The sequence below is a fragment of the Paraburkholderia elongata genome (assembly GCF_013177735.1).
Taxonomy (GTDB): domain Bacteria; phylum Pseudomonadota; class Gammaproteobacteria; order Burkholderiales; family Burkholderiaceae; genus Paraburkholderia; species Paraburkholderia elongata.
In genome coordinates this window covers 1-25,510 of sequence record NZ_WOEZ01000139.1, presented here as the reverse complement: position 1 = coordinate 25,510, position 25,510 = coordinate 1, and the positions used below count along the sequence as shown (strand labels likewise).

20 protein-coding genes are annotated in these 25,510 nt (G+C 61.2%); 13 read left to right on the top strand and 7 right to left on the bottom strand.

Going from position 1 to position 25,510, the window contains the following annotated elements:
• Positions 1 to 13 precede the first annotated feature (13 nt).
• Entirely contained in the window at positions 14 to 1,069 is a 1,056-nt protein-coding gene (locus GNZ13_RS25280) for a BKACE family enzyme (RefSeq protein ID WP_172169407.1), read from the bottom strand.
• A 207-nt stretch (positions 1,070 to 1,276) separates the two neighbouring features.
• Between GNZ13_RS25280 and GNZ13_RS25275 the strand changes: the two genes are divergently transcribed.
• A complete protein-coding gene (locus tag GNZ13_RS25275) occupies positions 1,277 to 2,278 on the top strand; it encodes an AraC family transcriptional regulator (RefSeq protein WP_172169404.1) in 1,002 nt (333 codons plus the stop codon).
• A 35-nt stretch (positions 2,279 to 2,313) separates the two neighbouring features.
• Here GNZ13_RS25275 and GNZ13_RS25270 read toward each other — a convergent pair whose 3' ends face one another.
• A complete protein-coding gene (locus GNZ13_RS25270) occupies positions 2,314 to 3,621 on the bottom strand; it encodes an MFS transporter (RefSeq protein WP_172169401.1) in 1,308 nt (435 codons plus the stop codon).
• Positions 3,622 to 3,690: 69 nt separating this feature from the next.
• On the bottom strand, positions 3,691 to 4,425 hold the full coding sequence (locus tag GNZ13_RS25265; protein WP_172169398.1) for an SDR family NAD(P)-dependent oxidoreductase: 735 nt from the start codon (positions 4,423 to 4,425) through the stop codon (positions 3,691 to 3,693).
• A 197-nt stretch (positions 4,426 to 4,622) separates the two neighbouring features.
• Here GNZ13_RS25265 and GNZ13_RS25260 point away from each other — a divergent pair, with 197 nt between their 5' ends.
• From GNZ13_RS25260 to GNZ13_RS25240, 5 genes are all read left to right on the top strand, one after another.
• Positions 4,623 to 5,447, top strand: a complete 825-nt coding sequence (locus GNZ13_RS25260; RefSeq protein ID WP_172169395.1) for an SDR family NAD(P)-dependent oxidoreductase — start codon at positions 4,623 to 4,625, stop codon at positions 5,445 to 5,447.
• An 83-nt stretch (positions 5,448 to 5,530) separates the two neighbouring features.
• Positions 5,531 to 6,013 carry a LysR substrate-binding domain-containing protein gene (locus GNZ13_RS25255; protein WP_236002181.1) on the top strand — a complete coding sequence of 161 codons (483 nt, stop codon included), beginning with the start codon at positions 5,531 to 5,533 and terminating at the stop codon, positions 6,011 to 6,013.
• 130 nt (positions 6,014 to 6,143) lie between these two features.
• Entirely contained in the window at positions 6,144 to 7,382 is a 1,239-nt protein-coding gene (locus GNZ13_RS25250; protein WP_172169389.1) for a molybdopterin-dependent oxidoreductase, read from the top strand.
• Positions 7,383 to 7,392: 10 nt separating this feature from the next.
• Positions 7,393 to 7,743: a c-type cytochrome gene (locus tag GNZ13_RS25245; RefSeq protein WP_172169386.1), complete on the top strand. Its 351-nt coding sequence runs from the start codon at positions 7,393 to 7,395 to the stop codon at positions 7,741 to 7,743.
• Positions 7,744 to 7,829: 86 nt separating this feature from the next.
• Entirely contained in the window at positions 7,830 to 8,141 is a 312-nt protein-coding gene (locus GNZ13_RS25240) for a high-potential iron-sulfur protein (protein WP_172169383.1), read from the top strand.
• A gap of 137 nt (positions 8,142 to 8,278) precedes the next feature.
• Here GNZ13_RS25240 and GNZ13_RS25235 read toward each other — a convergent pair whose 3' ends face one another.
• Entirely contained in the window at positions 8,279 to 11,788 is a 3,510-nt protein-coding gene (locus tag GNZ13_RS25235) for a pyruvate carboxylase (RefSeq protein ID WP_172169380.1), read from the bottom strand.
• Between the two features lie 1,447 nt (positions 11,789 to 13,235).
• Here GNZ13_RS25235 and GNZ13_RS25225 point away from each other — a divergent pair.
• On the top strand, positions 13,236 to 13,733 hold the full coding sequence (locus GNZ13_RS25225) for a MaoC family dehydratase (RefSeq protein ID WP_172169374.1): 498 nt from the start codon (positions 13,236 to 13,238) through the stop codon (positions 13,731 to 13,733).
• A gap of 2 nt (positions 13,734 to 13,735) precedes the next feature.
• Positions 13,736 to 15,466: a PHA/PHB synthase family protein gene (locus GNZ13_RS25220; protein ID WP_216675011.1), complete on the top strand. Its 1,731-nt coding sequence runs from the start codon at positions 13,736 to 13,738 to the stop codon at positions 15,464 to 15,466.
• Between the two features lie 54 nt (positions 15,467 to 15,520).
• Here GNZ13_RS25220 and GNZ13_RS25215 read toward each other — a convergent pair whose 3' ends face one another.
• From GNZ13_RS25215 to GNZ13_RS25205, 3 genes are all read right to left on the bottom strand, one after another.
• Entirely contained in the window at positions 15,521 to 15,802 is a 282-nt protein-coding gene (locus GNZ13_RS25215) for an EAL domain-containing protein (RefSeq protein ID WP_172169368.1), read from the bottom strand.
• Positions 15,803 to 15,984: 182 nt separating this feature from the next.
• Positions 15,985 to 17,109 (bottom strand): porin, encoded by a 1,125-nt coding sequence (locus GNZ13_RS25210; RefSeq protein ID WP_172169365.1) that lies wholly within the window; start codon positions 17,107 to 17,109, stop codon positions 15,985 to 15,987.
• Between the two features lie 155 nt (positions 17,110 to 17,264).
• The gene (locus tag GNZ13_RS25205; protein WP_172169363.1) at positions 17,265 to 19,964 is read right to left on the bottom strand and encodes a LuxR C-terminal-related transcriptional regulator; all 2,700 of its coding nucleotides are present in this window, start codon (positions 19,962 to 19,964) and stop codon (positions 17,265 to 17,267) included.
• A gap of 236 nt (positions 19,965 to 20,200) precedes the next feature.
• Between GNZ13_RS25205 and GNZ13_RS25200 the strand changes: the two genes are divergently transcribed.
• From GNZ13_RS25200 to GNZ13_RS25180, 5 genes are all read left to right on the top strand, one after another.
• Positions 20,201 to 21,133 (top strand): hemerythrin domain-containing protein, encoded by a 933-nt coding sequence (locus tag GNZ13_RS25200; protein WP_172169360.1) that lies wholly within the window; start codon positions 20,201 to 20,203, stop codon positions 21,131 to 21,133.
• Positions 21,134 to 21,259: 126 nt separating this feature from the next.
• Positions 21,260 to 21,634, top strand: coding sequence for a BON domain-containing protein (locus GNZ13_RS25195; protein WP_172169357.1), 375 nt, complete (start codon positions 21,260 to 21,262; stop codon positions 21,632 to 21,634).
• A gap of 500 nt (positions 21,635 to 22,134) precedes the next feature.
• Positions 22,135 to 23,136: an AraC family transcriptional regulator gene (locus GNZ13_RS25190; protein ID WP_172169354.1), complete on the top strand. Its 1,002-nt coding sequence runs from the start codon at positions 22,135 to 22,137 to the stop codon at positions 23,134 to 23,136.
• A gap of 247 nt (positions 23,137 to 23,383) precedes the next feature.
• Positions 23,384 to 25,186: an acyl-CoA dehydrogenase gene (locus tag GNZ13_RS25185; RefSeq protein ID WP_172169351.1), complete on the top strand. Its 1,803-nt coding sequence runs from the start codon at positions 23,384 to 23,386 to the stop codon at positions 25,184 to 25,186.
• 17 nt (positions 25,187 to 25,203) lie between these two features.
• On the top strand, positions 25,204 to 25,510 hold a 307-nt coding region (locus tag GNZ13_RS25180; protein WP_172169348.1), incomplete at its 3' end, for an NAD(P)/FAD-dependent oxidoreductase.

Genomic DNA, 25,510 nt, shown 5'->3' with positions numbered 1-25,510 from the left:
GGGCACCACCCTGTTACGCCGCGCGCAGCGGCAGGTTCTTAACGCCTGCCTTCCGGTTCGGTGCCATGCCGTTGGCCGCGAGTGTCTCGTCGACCGTTTTGTACTGCACGCCGATCTTGTAGATCTCGCGCGCTTCCTTGCCGCTTGCGATCTCGCGGCCCAGTTCGCGGGCCACGCGCACGCACTGCTCGATCTGCTGCACCGAGGTCATGCGGTTGCCGTGCTGGTCGATGATCGTATCTTCGATGCCGCAGCGCGGGTGCAGGCCCATGGCCATCGCCATCATGTTGAACGGCAGGACGTTCTTCAGCAACGACTCGGCCGTGACCGTGCCGCCGTCCGGCGCACGGTGGACGAAGTTGAAGAAGTTGTGCGGGTTCGGACCGTCAAAGCCGCCGCCGATGCCGATCCACGTCAGGTTCAACGGCCCCTTGTAGACGCCCTTGCGCACCAGGCGGTCGAGCGTTTCGAGCGCATGGATACCGGTGAGCTGGAAGTGCGGCTGGATGCCCGATGCCTGCAGGCGGCGCAGGTGTTCCTCAACCCAGGCCGGACCCGCGGGCACCGTCATTTCGCTGTAGGCTGCCATGAGCGCAGGATTGGCCAGCGACGTGCCTTCCAGGTATTCCGGATAGAGCAACTCCATGATGTTCATCTGCGTGGTGTTGATCGCGACCGTCACCTGATCGGGCTTCGGGTCGAGATCGGCCAGCATGTGACGCGTGTCGTCGGACAGCCACTTCGCGGCCTGGCCGTCGTCCTCCGGTGCAAACGAGATCGAGCCGCCCACCTGGATGATCATGTCCGGCACGGCCGCACGCACGCCCGCGATCAGTTCGTTGAACTTCGACAGGCGCTTGGAGCCCTTGCCATCCAGCTCGCGCACGTGCAGGTGCAGCACGGTCGCGCCGGCGTTGTAGCAGTCGACGGCCTTCTGGATCTGCTCTTCCATCGTCACCGGAATGTCTTCAGGAAAATCCTCAGGCATCCATTCCGGGCCGTACGGAGCCGTCGTGATGACTACCTTGTCCTGATTCTCCGGGTGCAGCGAGTCGTCGAGAAATTGCATCGTTTCCTCCAGAAATAGTTGGATGTTTTTACTTCCGCGTCAGGCGCATGCCGACGCGTCAGGAAATGGATCAGTGAGGCGAAGATACGGCAATCCGGCGATACGGATTTCGTTTTTGGTGACATTGTTTTATGATTTGACGACACTGCGCGTTAACACCAATCCTGCGCTAATGGGCTTCGCGCGTGAGGAACGGAAGGAGATCGAATGCAAAGCATGGTGAGGTCGTCGACACTGCACGGGTATTTCGACGTGGTGAGAGGCTTGGGTCTCAACCCCTATGAGCTTGTGCAAGAGGTCGGTCTCGACGCTGTGGCGCTGGCGAACCCCGATGAACGGATCCCGGCTGACGGCGCCTGTCGGTTGCTCGAAGCGACGGCGGAGAAAGCGTCGTGTTCGACACTCGGGCTGCAGATAGCGCAAACCCGCCAGCAGTTCGGCAGCGGCGTCATCAACGTTCTGCTCGCCCACAAGCGCACGCTCCGTGAGGTGCTGCTGGCGGCTGCCCAGTACCGCTATCTGCTCAACGAAGCGCTGGGTGTTTACGTCGAAACGACCGGCGACACGGTGACGATCCGCGAAGAGATTGTCGCCGAACCGGGCACCCCGACAGTACAGGCGATTGAATTGGCAGTCGGCGTGCTGTCCCGCCATTCCAGCGCGCTCCTCGGTGCCCACTGGAAACCGCACAGCGTGCACTTCACCCATGCGGCGCCGCCCGATCTCACCTTCCATCGCCGGTTCTTCGGCTGCCCGGTCACATTCGAAAGCGACTTCAACGGATTCGTTTGTGCGGCAGCGGACCTCGATTATCCGAATCCGAATGCAGACCCCGTGCTGGTCCGGTATGCGGAAAGCCTGGCCAATCCGCTAAACAATACGGCGGCGGATTCAATTGCGCTGGACGTGCGCAAGACGATTTACCTGCTATTGCCCCTCAGTCAGGCTTCAATCGAACTGGTGGCGCAACAACTGAATCTGACGGTGCGCACCCTGCAGCGCCAGCTTGATTCAGCCGGTTCCAGTTTCTCGGGCATCGTTGAAGAAGTGCGGCGTGATCTTGCTGTGCGCTACCTGCTCAACCCACGTTATCCGATCGGCCGGGTCGCCGCCCTGTTGGGCTACACAAACCAGGGGGCGTTCACGGTCTGGTTCCAGAAGCGTTTTGATATGACGCCCCGTGAGTGGCGCAGTCGCCACCGAAAGTGAAAATGCACGGGGGCCATGATGGTATCTGCGGCGAATCAGGAATGGTCACCCTGGCGCACGGCATCCGGCAGGTCGCGCAGATAGGTCCGCCGGCAAAGCTCGAACGCCATGGCTGCCGGAATGGACACCAGTTGCGCCAGTTGAAGCGCGCCGAGCAAGCCCACCTTGTCCGCGAGCACGCCGGTAATGAACGGACCCGGAGCCGCGCCGATCAGGTTGTACGCCAAGGCAAGGATCGCGAGAGCGGTAGCGTGAACAACAGGATTCGCGAGGTTGGCGACCGAGGCGCCCGCTGGCCCCCACGGACCGGCTGCCACCAGTGCGCCGACCGCGATCAGGATGATCTGTGCATTACCTGCAGGCAGGCGGAACGCGACGGAGAGCACCCCACACGACAACAGGCAAAAGCCTATGCCAAATGAAACCTTGCGGGCTGGAGCGCCACGGCCCGCCCAGTCAGTCAACACCTCGCAGAGCGTCATTCCGATACCACTCAGGACGAACATCCCCGCCGCGGACATGGCCGCCTTGCCCGGCGCCATCCCGTAGTAACGGTTGAGATAGCTCGGCATCCACGCCAGCAGGGAATAGAGCGCGAAGGACTGGAGGCCACCGCCGAGGTAAGCGCAGATCAGGGCACGCGAGCCGAAAACAGAGCGAAGGGTGTCCCAAACCGAAAGGCCCGCGCCTGTTCGCACGGCCGCACTCTGGTGAACGTGGCGCGCCAACCTGCCCTCCGTGACAATCAGGCTATATACGGCAGTCACAACCAGCCCGACGACGGCCATCACCGAGAACGCCGCGCGCCACCCATAGTGGGTCGCAACGGAGCCGCCAAGCGCTGTGCCAAGCACCGCGCCGAAGATCCCGGCCGATGTGAAAGCGCCCGCCAATGTCGCGCGCACCTTTGGCGGAAAGACGCTCATGATGACGGCCAGTCCGACACTGCCGTCGGCCGCCTCGCCTACGCCAACGAAGAACCGCGCAGCCAGCATCTGGCCGTAGTTCGCCGCGAACCCGCAGCACAATGTGGCGATACTCCATACCACCGCCATCAGCGCGATGCTACGTGCGCGGCCCCGACGATCTGCCAGCAGCGACAATGGCATGGTGAGTATCCCGACCATCAGCGCCACAACGCCGCTCAGGCTGCCCAGTTGAGCATCCGTCAGGGTCCACGCGGCCTTCAGTTGAGGAAACACGGCGCTCAGTACCTGCCGCGACATATAGTCAGAAAGAAGCAGGCCAAGTACAAGCGCAAATACGGCCCACGGGTAAGCCCGTGAGCGTGGTGACGCGCCAGCTAGATCGGCCCTTCCGGTTTCGGCTAGATGCAATCCCATTGTGGTTCTTCTCCTGTCGGTTCTGGCTCTTCTGCGTTCTGGCGGGCGTTCAGTGCGAGTCGAAAACCCTCAGGCGCGGCGCATCAGACTGAAGCTTTGTGCGGATGGGCCGCCATCCGGCTGGCTGGCAAGGAATATCGCGAGCGGAACGACGTCCTCCGGTTCCTTGAGCCACTCTTCGTTGATCTGACACTTGCCGCCAAAGTCAGTCATCGCGGTACGCACGGGCCCAGGGATCAGCTCATTGACGCTGATGTTTGCGTCCAGGAGTTCCAGCGCGAGGGTTTGCGTAAGCAGCCACATTCCCGCCTTCGAGCAGCCATAGGCGGACAGATTGGCATTGGGACGCTGCCGCAGCCCCGAGCCCATCAGGATCAGCTTGCCCGCACCGCGCCGACGCAGATGCGGAATCGCCGCGCGCGCGGTATTGAACGCACCAACGAGGTTCACGTCGATCACCTCTTTCCAGAGTTTCGGGTCGGAGTGTTCGACCGTCCCGGTCACGGTGCCCACGCCCGCATTAGCAAGCACGATGTCCACGCCGTCGAACGCCCGAACCGCTCCCGAAAACAGCGCCTCGACCGATTCGTAGTTCGCTACGTCTGAGGAGATCGCGATCGCTCGACCGCCCTGCGCGGTGATCAACGCGACGGTTTCATCGATCTCCCCGCCTGAGCGTGCGCTGCACGCGACAGCTGCCCCAGCTTTCGCATAGGCAAGTGCAATGGCGCGGCCGATGCCGCGACCTGCGCCCGTGATGACGGCGACCTTTCCTCGCAGCGCTGTGTTTTCCACCGAATTCATTTGCCTCTCCAGAATCAACCGCTGTTGTCGAGAAGCTTAACGGTCTGCTCTCGCGACGGTACTCCTGAATACCCGGCCCCCCGTTGCTGGGGGGAGCCTTCAGGCGACGCCGCCGGTAGTCTTTTGGCGCATCGGCCGGATCATCCGTTCTCCCCCGGCCGGCTTGAGCTCGATCGCAACCTGAAAGGATCAGTCGTATGACACTGGATAGCAAGATCGCCCTCGTGACGGGCGGTGCCCGAGGTCTCGGAAAGAGCATTGCATTGGCTTACGCACGTGCCGGCGCCCAGGTCATCATTTGCGACGTCAACGAGGAGAACCTGAACGCCGCGCGTGAGGAAATGACCGCCGCGGGGACACACGAATGCATCGCTCAGGTATGCGACGTTTCCTCCAGCGCTCAGGTGGCAAACCTCTTCTCGAGCATCGCGGCGCGCTTTGGTCGACTGGACGTGCTGGTCAACAACGCGGGAATCGGGCCGATCGGTCCCGAGGACGACGCGCGGCGCAACAGGCATTGGGACTACATGACAACGCCAGTGCCCAGACAGGCGTTAGGCTTTACCAGCTCGATGTCAGACGAACAATGGCATCGCTACTGGGGCGTCAATGTTCACGGCGTGTTCTACTGCACGCGCGAAGCATTGCGGATCATGGAGCCCCAAGGCAGCGGCAAGATCATCAACATTGCGTCGATTGCCGGGATGTCTACCATCAGCGCCCATAGTCCGCACTATTCCGCGACGAAAGGTGCAGTGATTACATTCACACGAACGGTGGCGGCAGAAGTGGCCGGCGGGAACATCTACATGAATGCGATCGCGCCGGGCGGCGTCCAGACGCCGGACTTCGAAAAGTACTTCGCCCGCTCCACCGAGGAGCAAAAGAACAGGCTCATGCAACTGATCCCGCTAGGCCGGTTCGGCAAGATGGAGGAGTACGCCTCGCTTGCGGTCTACCTTGCGTCCGACAATCACTATCTGGTGGGTCAGATCATTTCGCCCAACGGCGGCGCAGTCTGAGCATCGTTCTATATAACCGATCAATTCGTTCTATATTCTGTGTTGGAATATAGAATCAGTCATCGCGATAATTCCTCCTTTTTCTGGTCGCCGAGGGCGCCGTCGATCTTGGTTTCGTGGAAGACCAGGTGGACGCCGACGGTCTCGACGTGCGCGCGGTTGCCCAGGATGAACTGGTGTTAGTAGTCGCCCCCAGTCACCCTTGGGCCCGTCACGGTTCGACATCTGCCGATATTGTTGACTTGCGCGATAGCGCCTGGGTGCTGCGTGAACCGGAATCGGGTACACGCGGGATCTTCGAAAAGATGGTGCGAAGCTTAGGGGGCGATCCCTCTGGGTTCGAGATCGCGCTGGAGCTTCCGTCGAACGAAGCGGTACGCTCCGCGGTCGAGGCCGGTGCTGGCGCGACCGTGATGTCCCGTCTGGTCGCGGCGTCCTCACTCAGTGCCGGGACGCTGACAGCACTCCGTTGGCCTCTGCCGTCGCGGGATTTCCTGATGCTGCGTCACCAGCAGCGTTATGTGACGGAGGCGATGCGCGTATTCTTCGAGATGGCGTCGGAATAGAATGTTAGTCAGGATGGCGAATCAAGTCGGTTGATATGACGCGACGCCGCGGAAACATTCGGGCGCTTCAGCGGTGCCGGCATGCTTATGCTTATGGTCAAACGATAAAACGAACCCGAAGGAGACTCCCATGAAAGACCATTCCCACGGCGTGGACGCGCGCCGGCGCAAGATGCTTCACGGTCTTGCCGCTGGCGGTCTCGCCGGCACCATGGCCGGATGGAACCGCAGCGCGTGGTCGGCAGAAACCTTCAACCTGCCATTCGCTGGCGGCGAGCGCGACTTGACGAGCGCGTTTCCGCAGAAAGGCGAGATGTTGCTGCTGCGAACCCGTCCGCCGTTGCTGGAGACGCCGTTTTCCGTCTTCGATCGAGGCGTGTTCACGCCTAACGACCAGTTTTTCGTGCGCTGGCATCTCGCCGACATTCCCACGAAGATCGACGGCGCCGCATTTCGCCTGAACGTTCACGGACAGGTTGAACGAGCGCTCAGCCTGAGCCTGACCGAACTGCGGACCAAGTTCGAACCGGTTGAACTGGCAGCGGTGAATCAGTGCTCCGGCAACTCGCGAGGATTCTACGATCCGCGCGTGGCGGGTGCTCAATGGGGCAACGGCGCGATGGGCAATGCGTTATGGACCGGTGTCCGTCTGCGCGATATCCTGGATCGTGCGGGTATAAAGAGCAGCGCCGTGCAGGCCCGCTTTAACGGGCTCGACACAGGGGTCCTCCCGGCAACACCGGACTTCATGAAGTCGCTCGACATCGACCATGCACGCGATGGCGAAGTGATGATCGCCTATGCGATGAACGGTCAGCCGTTGCCGCTGCTGAACGGCTTTCCGCTGCGCCTGGTTGTGCCCGGCTGGTATTCAACCTACTGGGTGAAAATGCTCAACGATATCGAGGTGCTGGACCACCCGGACGACAACTTCTGGATGTCAAAGGCCTACCTGATGCCGGACACCCCCCATGCCAGCATCACGCCTGGCCAAACCGGCGTCAAGATGGTGCCGATCAACCGGATGGTCCCACGCTCGTTCTTCACCAATCTCACGAATGGCCAGAATGTGGCCGCCGGCAAGCCGCTCAACGTACGCGGCATCGCCCTTGGCGGAGATACCGGCGTGCGCGATGTCAGCGTGTCGTCTGACGGCGGCGCGACCTGGGTGTCCACGCGTCTCGGCCACGATCATGGCAAATACAGCTTCAGGCAATGGGAAACGCACTTGATACCCAAGGCCGGTCCCATGGAACTGAAAATCAAGGCGACGAACACCGCGGGGGTCGTGCAGCCGGATACCGCAAACTGGAACACTGCGGGCTTCATGCGCAACGTCGTCGAATCCATCACGCTGATGGTTTCCTGAGGAGCGGAACATGAAAAGTCCAAACGTGTTGATATTGATTCTGCTCGCTACCGTCGGCATCTCGGCCGCCTTCGCCGAAACCGCACAGAAAGCGCCGTCGGCGGCAGCCTTGAATCGCACCGTCAGTGTTACCCTCCCTGATAGTGAGCAGGTTTTTCCACCGGGCGCCGGTGCCGAGATCGCCAACTCGCAGTGCATGATCTGTCATTCGGCGGGCATGGTTACGCGCCAGCCGCCATTGCGCTTCGGTGAGTGGAAGGCGGAGATCAACAAGATGCGCACCGCGTACGGCGCACCCATACCCGCGGAGCAGGTAGAAGAACTCGCTACGTATCTGACCGCGATCAAGGGCAAACAGTAGAACTGTCGCTACACGGCGACACGAAGTTCCGCATCGGCTGGCACGCCGAAGGCCCGCCCCCACCCTCTAAAAGAAAGGAGCCCTACATGCAATCATCACGTCGTCACTTCATGATACTAGCCGCCTCGCTGGCCTCATCCGTTGCGCTCTCGGGCAAGGCGTCGGCCGAGACGCCCGCGGTATCCGAAAGCGATCCGACCGCACAGTCGCTTGGCTATAAGGCGGACGCGACACACGTCGACAAGGCTAAATATGCGAAGTATCAGCCGGGCCAGGCGTGCGCCACCTGTCAGCTCTATCAGGGCAAGCCTGGCGATGCATCAGGTCCGTGCCCGATTTTTGCCGGTAAGCTGGTCTCGGCGAAGGGGTGGTGCAGCGCGTACGTGAAGAAGGCCTGAAGCCGCGCCTGACAATGGCACAACCTGAGCTTGCCGCTCACACAACTAACGTTGTGTGAGCGGCAAGACTGCAGCCAAGCGGCTTTTTTCAAGTGCGCACCGCATGAATGCGGCGCGCACCTGTCGCGCCTCACCGATCAGCCGTCGCCCTTCAACTCGATCAGCAGATCCTTCGCGGCCACACGGTCACCCGCCTGGACATGCACGGCGGCAATCTCGCAGTCGCGCTCCGCCGCGATGTGGGTTTCCATTTTCATCGCTTCCAATGCGACCAACGTCGTACCGGCGGCGACTCGCTGCCCCGGCTGTACCGCAACGGTCACGATCGAACCCGGCATGGGAGCCGCGACATGCAGCGGATTCGAGGGATCGGCTACCGGGTGGCTATGACGCGCCGGTCCCGCATGTGCGGTAGTACGCTGCTCGATCAAGGCCGTGCGCGATTGTCCGTTCAACTCGAACTGAGCCTTGATCATGCCGGACTCGGTGTCGGCGTGCTTGCCTTGCAACGCGACGAGCAAGGTTTTGCCCGGAGCAATGTCGATCGCCACTTCCTCCTGCGGCTGCAGTCCATAGAGAAAAGCCGGCGTCGGCAGCACCGAGGTGTCGCTATAGGCACGCAGGTGCGCGAAGTAATCGCTCGTCTGCTTCGGGTACATGAGGTAGGAAGCCAGCTGCTGATCGTCCAGTTTGTGTTCGCAGTCAGCGTTGCCCTGCGTACGCGCCGCTTCCAGATCGACCGCTGCAAGCGCGTCGCCAGGCCGGTAAGGCGCAGGTGGCTCGCCCCTCAGCACCTTGCGTGACAATCCCACCGGAAAGCCGTCGGGCGGAAAGCCGAGCTCCCCCTTGAACAGCGAGACAACGGACTCGGGAAACGCGACTTCCTTGGCGGGATCGCACACGTCGGCGGCGCTGAGGTCGTTGGCCACCATCATCAACGCCATGTCACCGACCACCTTGGAGGTCGGCGTCACCTTGACGATGTCGCCGAACATCCGGTTGACATCGGCGTACGCGCGCGACACCTCGGTCCAGCGATGTTCGATACCGAGCGAGCGCGCCTGCTCACGCAGGTTCGTGTACTGGCCGCCTGGCATTTCATGACGATAGACATCGGCGGTGCCAGCCCGTATCTCCGATTCGAACGGCGCGTAGTAGCGACGCACACCCTCCCAGTACGTCGACGCTTCGTGCAACCGTTCGAGGCTCAAACCCGGATCGCGCTCGCTGCCCGCGAGTGCCGCGGCGATACTCGACAGGTTAGGTTGCGACGTCAGACCGCTCATCGCGTCGAGCGCGCCGTCCACCGCATCGCAGCCGGCGTTGATCGCGGCCAGCGCCGAAGCCGCCGAGATGCCACTGGTGTCGTGCGTATGGAAGTGCACGGGCAAGCCGGTTTCTTCCTTGAGCGCTTTCACGAGCGCAGCGGCGGCCTGCGGGCGGCAGATACCCGCCATGTCCTTGATGCCCAGGATATGCACGCCGGCGTCTTGCAGTTCGCGCGCAATTCCCACGTAATAGTTCAGGTTATACTTCGAACGCGAGCCGTCGAACAGATCGCCGGTGTAGCAGATCGCTCCTTCGCACAGCGCTCCGCTTTCGCGCACTGCGTCGATCGCCACGCGCATATTGCGCACCCAGTTCAGCGAATCGAAGACACGAAAGAGGTCGACTCCGGCACTCGCGGCCTGGCTGACGAAGAACCGTACGACGTTATCCGCGTAGTTCGTGTATCCCACCGCATTCGAGCCGCGCAGCAACATCTGGAACAGGATGTTGGGCACCCGTTCGCGTAACTGCGCGAGGCGTTGCCATGGGTCCTCCTTGAGAAAGCGCAGTGCAACATCGAAGGTTGCGCCGCCCCAGCATTCCATCGAGAAGAGTTCCGGGAGTTCGCGGGCGTAGAACGGCGCGATCGGCAGCATATCGGCCGTGCGCATGCGCGTCGCGAATAACGACTGGTGCGCGTCGCGCATCGTCGTATCGGTCAGCAGAACCTGCTTCTGGTCCAGCATCCAGCGCGCGAACTTCTCTGGTCCGAGTTCGCGCAACCGGTCGCGTGTACCCGGTGGCAACGGGGACACAGTGTCGAGCGCCGGCAGCACCGGCCTCGACATCGGCAACGAAGGTAACGAACGGCCACTCATCTCCGTATGCCCGTTGACGCTGACCTCGCCAAGATAGCGCAACAGCTTGGTCGCGCGGTCACGCCGCTTTGCGAATGCGAGCAGTTCCGGCGTCAGGTCGATGAAGCGCGTCGTGACATCGCCTCGCCCGAAGGCGGGATGATTGACTAGGTTTTCAAGGAATTGCAGGTTCGACGCGACACCGCGAATCCGGAACTCGCGCAGCGCCCGGTCCATCCGTCTGATCGACTCGGCAGCGGTCGGCGCCCACGTGGTCACCTTGACCAGCAGCGAGTCGTAATACGGCGTGATCACCGCGCCGCCATAGGCGGTGCCGGCGTCAAGGCGGACACCGAATCCCGCCGCGCTGCGGTAAGCGGTGAGCCTGCCGTAGTCCGGCAAGAAGCCGTTCTCGGGATCTTCGGTCGTGATCCGGCATTGCAGCGCGTGGCCGTTGAGCGGAATGTCCGGTTGCGCCGGCACGCCCGCCGCGCGCACCCTGACGACACCGCGCTCGTCGAGCGTGTCTTCGATCATGCCGATCCTGCCGCCTTCCGTGATACGGATCTGCGCCTTGACGATATCGACCCCGGTGATCATCTCGGTGACCGTGTGCTCGACCTGGATGCGCGGGTTCACCTCGATAAAGTAAAACTGGCCGGAGTCGGCATCCATCAGGAACTCGACCGTGCCTGCATGGGTGTACCCGACCGCGCGCATCAACCGCAACGCCGAATCGCAGAGCAGCGCGCGGCCAGCGTCATCGAGGTACGGTGCGGGGGCGCGCTCCACCACTTTCTGGTTGCGCCGCTGCACCGTGCAGTCGCGCTCATGGAGATGCACGAGATCGCCATGCATATCGCCGAGTATCTGCACCTCGACGTGGCGTGCATTGCGCACCAGCTTCTCCACATACACTTCGTCGTTGCCGAACGCCGCCAGTGCTTCGCGTCGGGCTGCGACGAGCGCGGATTCGAGATCGTCCTCGCTCTCCAGAACCCGCATCCCTCTTCCGCCCCCGCCCCAACTCGCCTTGAGCATCAGCGGGTAGCCGATTCCGGCTGCGAGGCGCATGCATTCCTGCAGGTCGTGGGGCAATGGCGGGGTTGCCGGCATCACCGGCACACCCGCCGCGACAGCCGCGTTACGGGCCGCCACTTTGTTGCCCAGCATGCGCATCACCTCAGGCGACGGACCGATCCAGCGGATTCCGGCATCGATGACCGCCTGCGCGAAGTCGGGATTCTCGGAGAGAAAGCCATAACCGGGGTGGATCGCGTCGACCTTTGCCTGCATCGCGATCCGCAGGATGTCGTCGATGTCGAGATAGGCCGCGAGCGGTTTTTTGCCTTCACCTACCAGATAGCTCTCGTCCGCCTTGAAGCGATGCAGAGCGAGGCGGTCCTCCTTCGAATAGATGGCGATCGTGCGGATGTTCATCTCCGCGGCGGCACGCATGACGCGGATGGAGATTTCCGAGCGATTGGCTATCAGCAGGGATCTGATCAGAGGATTATTCATTGTCTGTAGAAGCGAAGCAGTCCAGGAGCGCAGCCATAGCGTGCGCATCTTGCACGGTATGGCTGCGAATGGCGCGATGCGCCGGCGGGTCATCAGGCCCCTCAGGGGTGGTGCACTCGAGCGAGACCCTCCGGCGCGAACGGGAGGTGCACTGCTGGCGACCGGAGATTCAGGCGACGTCAGTGAAGAGGTAGTGCGAATCCATCCAGTCGTAGCCCGATCTGCCGTTAGCCCAGGCCCAGTTGGTCCGGCCATGGTTTGCCACGCTTTCGGGACGATTGTCTGCCGCCGGGTTGGCTTCCATCCTGCCCCCGTGTTCCGGGGACTCGACGTATCGCGTCCTCGTTCCGTTTTGTCCGTCATTAGTCATCGCTGGATTTCCCGATTGAAAAAGCTGACTGCAGCAATACGCCGCTCTCTGGACAGCTACCCGCAAGGAGTGGGCCAAGACCGCATCAAGCATCTAGATCATTGATTTAAAATAACAATTATTTCTTGGCGGTGCGATGTCAACCTCAAAAATGAAATGCGGATTTCATTTTTGAGATCACACGCAGCATGCGCCGATCGCCAAAGCTGAGCGCATTGACGTGCAATGAAGCGACAGTGGAAGCAGCCTGGGGCGCAACGGGCCGACGTCGCACCCTCAGACGGTCTCCGCCCTCCCATGAGGAGGGGGGCGGCCAGGAACGGCACGCCCTAGACTTCACTTAAGCAACAAGGGAAAGGCGTGGATACGCCGTCCACCGCCAGAGGCGGAAAAAATCATTGGACACAACCGTCTCGATGATTTCGGGCATGCGGCGTTCCTGGTCGCCTCGGCGCCAGGCAGGCGCCCGGTGTTACTTTTCAGGGAAAGCGCCATGCGAAACGGTGAGAGTTCTTTGCGGAGGTTGATCGACAAGTGGCTTGGGCACTGTGGCGAGGGGACCGTGCAAGTGATCGAGTTCAGTCGTACATCTTCGAATCGAAGCCGCTTCATACGCGTTGGCGGAGGCCGCTCTGAAAGTTCTTTGGCGATCACCTTCTTCCGGCATCGCGACGGTTCGTGGAACGTGTATCCACCACGGCAGGACGCACCGATGATGAGCACGTCCTTGCTCGCGGCATGAGCGCAGCGGATCTGAAACCGGTAGCCACCTGCTTCGCAAGTCGTGGCCGACTTTGTCAATAGATGGGCCGCTTTAGGTAGTCGATTCGCGTCCAATCGCGACTACGATCGGCTCAACGGTTACCGCGCCGGGCCATCAACTCTGCCCAGGCCGCGTCCCCTCGTCGATCGCTTTTTCGGAATCCATCGTGAGCTATACGGCACCGGTCAAGGGCGTGCTGTTTGTCATCAATGAAATTGTCCACTTCGATCCCGTGTCGGCACTCCCAGGCTTTGAGGAGTTCCAAAACAGACAGGGTCAGTCCATTCATTCAGTAATAACAAGTTGAGAAAAAGATGAACGAAATTGGCGGTTACGACATTGAAGACCTGGAAGCCGGCATGAGCGCCACCTTTGCGAAAACCATTACGGAGGCGGATATCCTGTTCTTCGCGGCCGCATCGGGCGACAACAACGCCGTTCACATCAACGAGGAATTCGCGCGGACCACCCCGTTCAAAGGGCGCATTGCGCATGGCATGCTGACCGCGGGTGTGATTTCCGCGGCCCTTGCCGGGCACCTCCCGGGCCCCGGTACCGTGTACCTCGGACAGAACCTGCGTTTCAAGGCACCGGTGCGGCCTGGCGAGACTGTGCATGCAACGGTCGCTGTGAAAGAACTGCAGTTGGAAAAGAGCCGCGTCGTGATGTCGACCGTCTGTACGGTTGGAGGAAAAGTGGTGATCGACGGCGAAGCGGTCGTCATGGCCACGTCCCGTGCGCGGCGCCTGGTTGAAAGCGCGGCCAGCGCCGAACCGGTTGCAACGGTGAGTCAGTCAATCGAGGCGCTGTGACCATGTCATTCAACGTACCCACTGAATATGTACAGGGATTCATCAAGTCCGGGCAGCAGTTCTGGCGCGCCATGGCCGGTCTGGATGCGAATGACAGTCCTCAGGGTGACACGCACACTACAGCGGAGCCTCCGGAAGCACTAGCCGCTCCTGCGGCGCTGCTCGAGGCGCACTCGGCGTACTGGCCACAGCTGGCGTCGGTTTGGACCCGCACGCTGGCCAGCACAATGGGCGCGGAAACCGAGCCCGTGATTGCACCGAAGCGCGGTGACCGCCGCTTTCTTGCCGAAGACTGGCGCAAGAATGCCTGGTACAGCCTGCTCAAGCAGAACTACCTGCTCAACGCGCGCTTGCTTGAAGACGTCGTCGATGCGGTTGTCCTAAATGAAAAGGACAAACGGAAGCTCGAATTCTTCGCACGGCAGTTCATCGACTCGCTAAGCCCAGCCAATTTCGCCGCGACCAATCCCGAGGCGCTCAAGCTCGCGTTCGAATCCAGCGGCGACAGCTTGCGTGGGGGCTTCACGAACCTGCTTGGTGACCTGCAGCGCGGCACCATCTCGATCACGGACGAGACCGCTTACGAGGTCGGACACAACGTGGCAGCGTCACAGGGCGCGGTCGTGTTCGAAAACGATCTATTCCAGTTGATCCAGTATGCTCCGCTCACCGACAGGGTAGCCAAACGCCCACTGGTCATAGTACCGCCCTGTATCAACAAGTATTACATTCTCGATCTGCAACCTGAAAATTCCTTTGTGCGCTTTGCCTGCGAACAGGGGATGACCGTGTTCATGGTGTCGTGGCGCAATCCGGATGCCGTGATGGCGCATACGACATGGGACGACTACGTCGAACAGGGTGCGTTGACGGCCATCAACGTTGCGCTGGCGATCACCCGCGCCGATCAGGTCAACGCGGTGGGCTGGTGCGTGGGAGGCACTATTCTGTCGTCGGCTACCGCGATCTCCCGAGCACGTGGCGACGACAAGGTGGCTAGCATCACGTTGCTCACCACGATGCTGGATTTCGAAGAACCTGGCGAGCTGGGCGTCCTCATTGACGAAGCGGGCGTCGCTCAGCGCGAGGGTGCAATCGGTCGAGGCGGCATCTACTCCGGCAAGGAACTTGGGTTCACGTTCCAGACGTTGCGAGCAAACGATCTGATCTGGCCTTACGTCATCGAGAACTACCTGAAGGGAAAGTCGCCGCCGGCATTCGACCTGCTGTACTGGAACGCCGACAGCACGAATCTGCCGGGGCCCATGTACACCTCGTATTTGCGCAATATGTACCTGGAGAACAACCTGTGCAAACCGGGGCGCTTGACGATGTGCGGCACGCCCGTCGACCTGGGACGCATCGACACCCCGACCTACGTGCTGGCAACCGAGGAAGATCACATCGTTCCGTGGCGATCGGCTTATCGATCCACACAGCTGGTTGGCGGCCCGACTCAGTTCGTTCTCGGCGCGAGTGGCCACATAGCTGGGGTCGTCAATCCTGCGTCGAAGAACAAGCGAAGTTTCAGGGCCAGTGGCGATTCGAGCGGCGATCCGGATGCGTGGCTGGCGTCAGCCGAAACACGGCCGGGTAGCTGGTGGACCCACTGGATCGAGTGGCTGAAGCCGTCCGCTGGAGAATCGGTCAAGGCGCGCACGAGGCCGGGAAGCGCCCGCCATAAGCCGATCGAACCGGCGCCCGGACGCTATGTGAAAGTTCGCACGACGTAGTGCTCGCGCTGGGCAGCGCGGCCCCGGCAGGACACGATCCGTTCGCCGGCGTCGTCACGCCCGGCCTGTCGCTCGACTCAGGGAGCCACGAGATTCGGGCGGCGACGCCGATGGCGACACGCAAACGGCATGCTCACAGATAAACGCCGCAACCTGATCCTCGGGCATCGGCTTGGCCATCAGGTAGCCCTGCACTTCATCGCATTCCAGGCGTCGTAAGCACGCGAGCGTTGCTTCGTCTTCGACGCCTTCGGCTATCGTGCAGCCGGGAAGAAAACCGAAGTCGGCCAAAGCACGCTGGACCACGCCTTCGATGTCACTGTGCGAGAACTGCACCGCCAAAGCAAGCTTGCACCGCCTCAGCGGGAGAGAAGCCGGCGCGGAAATAGTAGCGAAGCTGGTCCATTCCTGCACAGTCAGGCGTGAATGGCGGCTGAATGTACTTCATTCTGATGGCTTCTTCATACCATGCTCTCGTCCACGCCTCAAGCTCGTAGATAGGTGCGTGCACAGTCCGCTCAGAAGCTATGCCGCAGGCCGATCATAGCCGCCGTCGTCGTCACGCCAGGAGCCACCGGCTGACCGTAGACGATCGTCTGATTCATTGTCCCCTTGTTATTGACGTGACCGACCTGTGCGTAAACCATTGTTCTGACGGAGAGCTTGTATTCGGCTCCGAGCGCAATTTCCGTCGAGCGATTTGCCGAATTATTCTTGTCTTTCAGGTAGTAAAGGCCCGAGGTAACCTGAAGCGCCGGGGAGAAGCGATAGCCCAATCCCGCGGAATAGAGATCAATATTGACCTGATTGGCATGCGCAGGATTCTTGCCGTTGCTGTACGACGCCGACACCGAGAAGCCATGGAGCGTATAAAGTGCGCCAAGATAGACGAACCGGTTGTTGTCGAGTCCGGTCAATGGCGCACCCGGAGCCGGATTCGTATCATGTCCGTTGTAGTACACAGCGGACAGGCTCAGACCGTAGTTAGAGTACTTGAGCACCGCGGACTCGCGCGTCCCCCCCTGAAACTGGCCCGCCACGCCACCCGGCGCGTATTCCAATCCGATCGAAGCGCCGCCGAAAGAGGGTGACTGGTAAACCAGCGCGTTGCTGTCATACAGTGCGCCGATTGCGGCATTTGTGCTGGTGCCGGGCCACCCGGCGGCCTGGTTCATACCCAGCCATGCAGTGAGGATACTGCCGAAGTATTGGGAGGACCGTACATCCGTCTCGGCCATCGCATAGATCATTGGGACGATCTGCCGACCCGCGTTGAACGTGCCGAACGGTCCCGATACGCCGATCGTCGCAAACTGGTTGAACTGAGCCGCGGCGCCCGGGGTGTCGCTCAGACCGGATTTGCCGGTGCTACTGTCGAACGAACCCTGGAGTTTGAAATTGACATGGTAGCCGCCGCCGATGTCCTCGCTACCCTTCATTCCCCACAGGCTCGAATAGATGCCGCCGTCTTTGAGGCGGTACACCTTTCCCGTATTGGGCGCCTTAGGGTTAAACGACGCTGCCGAGCTGCTCTGGTACAAGAAACCCGAATCAAGGATGCCGTAAAGCGTCACCGAAGATTGCGCGTGAGCGGCGCTCGCGAATGTAATGAGCGCTGCCGCTCCGATCAATTTCACCTGCATTTCGTCTCCTGATAGTTTTGTTTCGACTGCGGCCAGGAATTCGCGGCATTGTGGCGCGTCGTGCAGGTAAGAATACGTAAAGCAGCCCGGTCAGACCCCTCCCACGGCGGGAGGGGCGGAAGATCAAGATGAACAGCGCGCCGCGCGGCGCCGGGTCATGCGCCTTCGAGCAAACCCAGCACCAGCGCTCTTCGAACGGCATGCTTTCGCGAGCTGGCGTCGAGCTTTCCAAAGAGATTCTTGAGGTGCCACTTCACGGTGCCCTCTCCCACTGCGGCCGCGACCGCGATCTCCTTGTTCGACATATTTCTCGCTAGTAGCTCCAGGATTTCACGCTCTTTGGGCGTGAGCACGACGCTCGGCACAGCGCGCGGCACGGTAGCCTGACGGCCCAGTGGCGGCACAGCGATGCGCGCTGCCGCAATCGCGCGGGTGACTTCGCCGGATTCAGGCTGCTCTTCGCTGACGCGCCGCGCCCAGTCCGCGAGAGCTGGATGCGCGTCGGCCAGAGTACGAGTCAAACGGAAAGTCTGCGCGAGATTCATCGCCTCGCGAAGCAGTGCGAGCCCGTTTGCGCCGGACTGCTCCAGCGCGAACGCGCGCATCGCCATGACTTCGATCTGATATCGGCCAAGCTTCATCGCCTCAGCGGCAACGCCTGCCTCCGCGAGGTCGTCAAGAGCCTGCTGCCAGCGTCGCGCCGCAATTGCAGCGCCTGCATGCGCCAACCCGACAAGCAGCCCGACCGACTGCCTCCACAGCGGCCCCTTTTTCGGCTCCTCCTCGGTCACCATGTCGTCGATACGCCGGACCAGTGCGTCGCACATTTGCGCGCGATACCGGCCAGCATGAATACGCACCTGTTCAGCCATGCTGGCAATACACAGGCGCGGCAGGTGCCGGCTCACACCCATCGCGTACATGGCCTCGAGGAGATCGAGGGCCCGATGTTCGTTGCCTTTGAGCGCAGCGATGCGCGCCGCGGTGCGGTAGGCGAGCAACACGGTGTCTGGCGTGCCGCCTCGCTCCAGAATGTCCAGTCGATTGGCCAACAATGCGGCGGCCTCGTCGACACGATCGGCTTCATAGCTCAGCGCAGCGCAGGTCGCGGCAAACATGCACGAAAGCGGATGACGGCGGCCTAGGTCCGCTTCCGCGCTTGCCAGTGCCGGACGGAGTACCTCCTCGGCAAGCACGAGTTGTCCTTCCCATACGTAGCTGAAGCCAACAATGTAATCACCCCAGCGCACCACGTAGCCGATCCCTTTGCCGACTTCGGCCCGCTTTGCCGCCAGCTGGAACCGACGTGCCTGCGCGGGTTGGCCTAGCAGAATCGCGCGTACCGCGAGGCGGTTTGCGTGAACCTGGGCGAGCCAGGAATCGCGGGCGGGAACAAACTCGGCCCAGGGAGCGAACAGGTCCAAGAACCGGTCGATCTCATCGGCGTAGTAAGCCGCAGCGCACAGGATGAGCGCGCATTCGTAGCGCAGTTGAGCGTCGGCGTCAGGGCTGGCAAGGACGCGCTGCACCTGAAGCTCAGCCTCTTTGTGCCGCTCTCCCAGCGCCAATGCCCAAGCCGCTGCCAGCAATAAACGCGGACGCCGCTCGAGTTCATCTGCAGGGAGCAGATCTAGCCATTCGAGAACCGCACTCAGGCGTCCCTCCTTGACCGCGTCATGCAGGCAACGCTCCGCCAGTTCGTAGGCAGTCTGGTGCTGACCCGCGGCGTGAGCATGCCTTGCTGCCTGTTCAATCATGCCGCGCCCGTTAAGCCAGGCGGCAGCACGACCATGCAGCGCAGCCCGTTCGGCGGCAGGCCGATGAGCGAGGCGGCCTTGCAGGACGTCGCGTACAAGCGTATGAAGCCAGCACCATGCGCCGTCCTCAGAGGTAACGAACACGGGCGTCTCGCGAACGAGGCGTGCCAGCCGCTCCGGTGCCTGCGGGTCGCCAGTCATCGCCTGACAGAGTTCCGGGTGCAGTGAATCCAATAAGCTGGTGCGCGTGAGGAAATCGGTATCTTCCGACGAGAGCTCCGCAATCAGCGTTCCGACGAGGTGTTCACGCAGTCCGCCCTGATTGGCCGCCATGGTCTCCACGACCTGCCGGGGATCCGAGGCGCGCGCCATTGCCGCCATTGCAAGCTGCAACCCAAGCGGCCAGCCATCCGTTAGCTCGAACAGCCTGGCGCACGCGTCGGCGTCGAATCTCGACCCGAACCGGTTGCCGATAAGTCCAATCGTCTCTTCGAGACGAAAGCGAAGCATCTCGGGATCGACCAGAATACATTGCCCGTAGGTGATCAGATCGGCAACTGCCGTATCGATTCTGCGGCGCGCAGCGACGGCCACGTGAAGATTCTGCGGGGCATTATGCAAGACATAAATCAGTGCAGTCAGGCCGGCATCGGGGAGACGGTCGGCCTCGTCGACGATCAACAGAACATCACCCGAAAACTGTGCGACTTCCGCCAGCCAGGCGGTCACGCCGTCCAGTTCTCCGACCGATCCCATGGCGCCGTCAAGCAGCAATCGTCCGAAGGCAGGGCGGGCGCAGCCTACCCGCATTGCATGGACGAGCCCCTGGAGGAGCCTCTGAGGGTCATCCCGCTCATCCACTGAAAGGAAGGCCACCGCGGCACCACGCGCCAGGGTTTCCCTGCGCCATTGCGCAAGCAGAGAGGTCTTTCCGTATCCAGCCGGCGCTTGTACGAGGGCGATTGATTGATCACCGAAGTGCAACGCGTGCGCGGCTAGCCGGTCACGAACTAGCAAATGTGCCGGCGCGCGCGGCGCGATGGTCTTCAGGACCAGCTCGGTGGCTACACTACCGGCGCCTGTAGGTGTTGATGCCATCTTGCTGGGCCTGTCGAGGCTCCTGACGGACATTGCCGGCTGCCGCAGGAAGCGAAATAAGGGGAAGGTTCAAGCGTACCACCCAAGCGCTTGACGCCCCCTCCCTTCGTGGGAGGGGTGAGTGAATCGACCGCAGACTAAGATGACTTCTAACAGACCTCCGATGCGAAACCAGCTGGTGAGTTCGAAACTGGTCAGCGGGATCTGCAAACGTCGAATGCAGCATAAGGGATACCATGTATCGACACTTTCTCGTCCCTGTGGGCGACATCGGTTCATGCATTGAAGCAACCGGTCACGCAGTCGCTTTTGCCCAGTCGATGGGTGCGCGCGTGACCTTCCTGCCCATACTTTACCAACATGCTGCCACGCTGCACCGGCAGGACGGGCGCGCAGGCGACGTCAGGGAGCGCGCGTTGGAACTGCTGGCGCGGGCCGAGGCTGCGGCGCGCGCGCAGGGCGTGCCGTATTCGTCCATCGCTGCCAGCGATGAAACGTCGTTCGACAGCATCGTCGCGGCGGCAGTCAAGTCTGGATGCGATTTGATTTGCATCGCCCCTGGCCAGAGGATGACCGAAGCGGCAGACGTCGTGCTTGCGCCGTCCGATGGCTCTGGCGCGGACAACGTGGCAGTCCTGATATGCGCTGCAGACAGTCGACCGGCAACCTCGCGCGTGATCGGCAGACTCCTCGACGAACACCGCGCCATCGCCGACACCGTCCACGCGCTGCTGGACATGGTCCGCACCGCACGAATCGCCGGCCAGCAGCCCGAGCCGATATCAATGCGTGAGGCGGTCAAGCACCTACGCGATCTTCAGATACGCCGGCATCGTCTTAAGGAAGCGGCGAGGTTTTTCGCGCGATTGCGTGAGCGCACTTCTGTTGCGGATGCTGAACTTGATGAACTCGAATGCCAGCATCGGCGCAACATTCAACTCCTCGATGAACTCACCGAACTGGTCGAGCGCGACTCGGAACCGCGTGTCCCAGTTGGACGGCTTGAACAGGCTCTAAGCGCTTACGCGCAATTCGCCTGGGAGCATCTAGGACGGGAAGAAGGCGTGGTACTGCCGGCTGCGCGGCGCTATTTGCGCGACGAGGACTGGAACGAAATGGCGACGGCATTCGACGCAACGGCGGCTGATTCCGACACGGTGAAAACCTGACTCGTACGACCCGCGGGCCTGTCAGCGCGCACGCAAGATAGGGAGACGTCAATTCATGCTCGAGTCGATGCGAGATTGAAGGAGAACGAACTGTCACGCTTAACCAATAAAACTGGAGATAAACCGATGAAAAAAGCAACCGTACTCAAGTTGGCGGCTAGCGGAATGTTCGCGCTGGCGTCTATCAGCGCGTGGGCTCAGTCTAGCCAGACAGCCGCTGCTTCAACCGGATCTGCAAAAGCGGCATCGGCTGGAGTCGATGCCAAAGCCGCTAAACGAGCGAATCGCGAACTAGCCAGGCAAGTTCGCACGGCGATTGCCAAAGAGAAGAGCATCGACGCCGCAAACATCAGCGTGAAAGCGAAAGGCGGCGCGGTAACCCTTTACGGAACAGTGCCGGCCGCATCTCAGATCGACACAGCGGCCTCAGTAGCGAAAACGGTCCCAGGTGTGACATCGGTCAAGAACCAGATCGCGATTCAGCAGACATTCGGGCAGTAATCTCCTTTCGGGGAGTGCGCATTTTCCCCGCGGAATCGAAAGCATTCCGTGGGCTTTCGCGATGCCTCGAAGCCGCTCCCCGGGCACGGGGCAATGTTGCTGTCACTGCTTGCGGCGTGACACTGGCGCCAACGCCCGATCGATTTTATTCAATCATCTACCTTGCTATTTATTATGCATTGCAAATCAACTGTGTCTAATCTCGAGCCGGACGAAGTGAAGGCAAACGCAAATGCGACCGGCCTCCACTCCGTTGCAAAAAACGAGCACGAAAGTAACGCGCCGCAAGCAGAAACGCCGGCCACGCGCATGCCAAAAGCAACTTGGGCCTGGGCTGAAAGTTCCAGACACTTCGACTGGATGGACTGGCATACCCCCTCGGCCCTCGCGAGCGTCACTGACTTTGACCTGTAGATACAGGTGGGTTTGTTACCCGGTCTGAACGCTGCCGTACAATGACGGCCGTGGTGAACCGACATCAACGAGCCTCGTCAACGCCCATGCATTCACCCAGCGCCACCGTCCCGATCTCACTTCTCAACGGCTTCCTCGCCGCCGCGGGTGCACGGTCGGGTCTGGTCAGAAAATACTTGGACGAGGCCAGCATCTCACCTGCGCTCCTGACCGAACCGGGCGCGCGAGTCACAGAGGAACAGTTTTCGACCTTATACCGTGCCCTCGCCATTGAATTCGACGATGAAATGCCGGGCATCTTCGCCCGCCCGATGCGCAGCGGCACACTAAAGTTTCTCTGCCTGAGCCTGCTCGATGCGCCCAACCTGGAAATTGCCATGCATCGGTTTGGGCAGTTCTTTCACATTGTCCTCGATGACTTCAGGTTCGAATCGCGCAGGGGTGGTTTGATCGCGTGCGTGGCCCTTCACCCTGATCCATCGTCAACCGTCAGTATGCTCGGGCAGCAGCTCATGTTAAAGCTCGCTCACGGCGTGGCATCGTGGCTGATCGGTCAGAAAATTCCCTTGCTGCAAGTCGAGTTCGCGTTTTCATGTCCGCCGAACACAGTCGATCATCTGTACCTGTTTCCCGGACCTGTCCATTTCGACTGCAAGCAAACGCTGATGCGCTTCAGCGCCGCGTATTTCGACATGCCCATCCGCCAGCGCAAGACGAATTTGCGCAAATTTCTCGCACGGGCTCCCGAGGACTGGATTTTTGTTTCCTTCAGCGAGCAGCTCACGAGCCACCGCATCCGGCAGTACCTCGCATCCTGTTTGCCGGATGTGCCGACCGTTGAAGACGCCGCGCGGAGTTTTCACTGCTCGGTCCGCACGTTGTGCCGGCGCCTCGCCTCAGAGGAAACCGCATTCCAGACGCTGAAGGACGAACTGCGGCGTGATATCGCGATTCAACGACTCACCGGTACCAACGACGCAATCGCCGCGATCGCGGGCGATGTCGGCTTTGACACCCCCACTGCGTTTCATCGGGCCTTCCGGCACTGGACTGGCAGCACGCCCGGTGAGTATCGCCGGCAACCCTGAGCGCGACCCTACCCGCCTCGCGGGACCATCGAACGGCAACCGGCCCCGCTGACCTACGCAGTGGGGCAAACGCGCATCGGCGACCCGCCTTCTTCGCAAGTCGTGGCCGAATTTGTCAATAGATGGGCCGATTTAGGTAGTCGATTCGCGCCCAATCGGGACTACGATCGGCTCACTCTTACCGTGTCGGGGCATCAAGTCTGCCCTGACCGCATCCCCTCTTCGATTGCATTTCTGGAAATCCATCATGAGCTATACGGCGCCCGTCAAGGACATGCTGTTTGTCATCAATGAACTTGCCGATCTCGATCGCGTGTCGGCGCTCCCGGGCTTCGAGGACGCTACTTCCGACACTGCGCAAGCAGTGCTCGACGAAGCGGCGAAGTTCAACGCGGACGTGATTGCGCCGTTGAATTTCGAAGGCGACAAAAATCCGAGTACCTGGCGCGATGGCGAGGTTTACGCCACGCCGGGCTTCAAGGAAGCCTTCCGCCAGTTCGGCGAAGGCGGCTGGCAAGGTGTCGTGCATCCCGTCGAATACGGTGGCCAGGGCTTGCCTAAACTGCTGGCGACACCGTGCATCGAAATGCTGAACGCCGCCAACCTGTCGCTTGCCCTATGCCCGCTGTTGACCGACGGCGCGATCGAGGCGCTCCTGACAGCCGGCACTGAAGAGCAGAAGCAAGCTTACGTGCCGAAGCTGATCTCCGGCGAATGGACCGGCACGATGAACCTGACCGAACCGCAAGCCGGCTCGGATCTGGCATTGGTACGCACTCGCGCAGAGCCCCAGGGCGACGGAACGTATCGCGTGTTCGGCACCAAGATCTTTATCACGTGGGGCGAACACGACATGGCGAAAAACATCGTCCATCTCGTGCTGGCGCGCACGCCGAATGCACCGGAAGGCGTCAAGGGTATCTCCCTCTTTGCCGTACCGAAGTTTCTCGTCAACGAAGACGGTTCGTTGGGCGAGCGCAATGACGTGCATTGCGTGTCGATCGAACACAAGCTCGGCATCAAGGCGAGCCCGACCGCGGTGCTGCAGTTCGGCGATCATGGTGGCGCAATCGGCCAGCTGATCGGCGAGGAGAATCGCGGCCTCGAATACATGTTCATCATGATGAATGCAGCCCGCTTTGGCGTGGGTGTGCAGGGTATCGCCGTTGCTGACCGCGCGTATCAGAAGGCCGTTGCGTATGCGAAGGATCGCGTGCAAAGCCGGCCGGTGGATGGCTCCGCGAAGCAGTCCGTGGCGATCATTCAGCACCCGGACGTGCGCCGCATGCTGTTGACCATGCGCGCCCTAACCGAGGGCGCCCGTGCGCTCGCCTACGTCGCAGCGGCGCATAGCGACATCGCGCATCGCCACGCCGACGCAGCCGTGCAGGCAGAACACCAGGCCATCTACGAATATCTCGTGCCGGTTGTGAAGGGCTGGAGCACGGAACTCTCGATCGAAGTGGCGAGCCTGGGCGTGCAGGTCCACGGCGGTATGGGCTTCATTGAAGAGACGGGCGCTGCTCAGTACTATCGCGACGCCCGCATCCTGACGATCTACGAAGGCACCACGGCGATTCAGGCGAACGATCTGATCGGGCGCAAAACCTTGCGCGACGGCGGCGCGGTGGCGAAGGCAATCCTCGCCCAGATCGATAGAACGCTGGGCGAACTGCAAGACTGTGCGTCGTTCCCGTCCAACCCTGCGTTCCGGTCGCTGCACAAGCAGCTCACGGCAGGCCGCCAGGCTCTCGCGAGCGTAGTGGAATTCATGCTCGCCAACGCCAAAAGCGATCCGAATGCGGTGTTTGCTGGCGGCGTGCCCTACCTGAAGCTGGCTGGCGTCGTCCTGGTGGGCTGGCAATTTGCACGTGCCCTGCTGGTGGCTGCTGAGAAGCACGCAGAGGATAAGTCGTTCTACGACTCGAAGATCGCAACCGCTCACTTCTTTGCCGATCACATCCTGCCCCAAGCCGTCGCGCTTGAGGCGTCCATCGTCAGCGCGAAAAACAACGAAGGCATGTTGGCGCTGAGTGAAGACCAGTTCTAAAGAAAAGGCATCGCATCGTGACAGACGCAAGTCTCATTGAACAGTACGGTCCACGCGAGTCGATGGAATACGACGTCGTGATCGTCGGCGGCGGCCCGGCTGGCCTGTCCGCGGCGATCCGCCTGAAGCAGCTGGCGGCTGAAAAAGGCGTCGAGCTTGGCGTGTGCGTACTGGAAAAAGGCTCGGAGATCGGGGCGCATATCCTGTCGGGCGCGGTGATGGATCCCCGCGCGATCACCGAACTGATCCCCGACTGGAAAGAAAAAGGCGCGCCGCTCACGGTGGACGTGACCGAAGACAAGTTCCTGTTCCTGACCGAAACCG